The following is a 1119-nucleotide window of genomic DNA, read 5'->3' as shown; positions in this document are numbered from 1 at the left end:
AAGCATTCATCAAATAAGTCCAAAATTTCCACCTCAAAAGCTTTATGTATGTTCAGTATTAGAAATAAGAAAAAGCCGTTATTAAACGGCTAAAGGGAATTAGAACTAATGTTGTTTATCGAATCAAACAAGGAATTCATGAGTAGGTGCTAGAGTTACATTCCGGGATGCTTCCTTCATTTCGCCATTAGACATAGATCCGAAAAAGGCAAGTCCAATTAAAACGGCGGATAAACTGATAAACAATTTAGATTTCATACATGCATTCCCCTTTCGATATTTGCTTTTGAGCATATACCATCTTCTTGAAACAGATGATACTATCCTCTATTTTTCCATTATAATCGAAAAGGTTGCCTCCTAACAATGCCAGCTCTTCCAGATAAGGGTATCCTTTGCCGTTCTCTAAACGAGAAAAAATGTTGAGGAGTTTAGGTGTATCGCCATTTCTTATATAAAGAACGTCTAATGCTTCAAATAAGTTCATAAAAAGTTCGTCTTTAAAGTCTACAGCGCTTCTGATTCCTTTGCGGAAGCAATCCATTGCTTGTTCTTTTTTACCTTGTTTAAAATAAATCAAAGCTAGGTCATGATAAGCTTGCGGAAGTACGTCAGAGTTTATTTTTCTATATTGAACCAAAGCTTGTTCGATGTAACGTGCAGCCTTATTTAAGTTGTCCATTTTGTGATAGCAGTTACCGAGATTGAAAAATGCAGTGGCATAGATGTGAGTATTTTTACTTTTAAGTAGCTCGGCACCTTTTAAAGCTTCTTGAAGGTGGGGGAGAGCCTTTTCATGATTTTCAAGGTCATCATAGTTACCGGCAATGACAAAATGGCACTGTATACGCCGAACAGAATAAAGTTCATGTTTTTTATAGATATTGTATGAAAGCTCGGCGTAGTGCATTGAGATATGAGTCATTTTCATATGATAATAGACTTCGGATAACTTAAAATAAAACTCAGCTTTTTCAATCTTGTCGGAGATCGTTGGAATTTTGCGTTCAGCTTTTTTGTAATATGTAATGGCCTTTGTGTATTCACCGTTTCTAAACTCATACATCCCGCGGAAGAAGTTATAATAATACGCTCGCATATTGTCTAGCTTCTTCTTAT

At 35.7% G+C, this 1119-nt stretch carries 2 protein-coding genes; both read right to left on the bottom strand.

Features of this window, described 5'->3' with window-relative positions; translation table 11 throughout:
- Nucleotides 1-123: 123 nt before the first annotated feature.
- Nucleotides 124-258 (bottom strand): phosphatase RapE inhibitor PhrE, encoded by a 135-nt coding sequence (gene phrE, locus C1T29_RS14975; RefSeq protein ID WP_014114495.1) that lies wholly within the window; start codon nucleotides 256-258, stop codon nucleotides 124-126.
- Nucleotides 248-1119 (bottom strand): response regulator aspartate phosphatase RapE (gene rapE, locus C1T29_RS14970; protein WP_208945487.1); only part of this gene is annotated, 872 nt, incomplete at its 5' end. The genes phrE and rapE, both read right to left, overlap by 11 nt.

The sequence above is a fragment of the Bacillus sp. MBGLi79 genome (assembly GCF_002953915.1).
The sequence above is the reverse complement of the archived record's forward strand: the minus strand, read 5'-3'. Positions and strand labels throughout refer to the sequence as shown.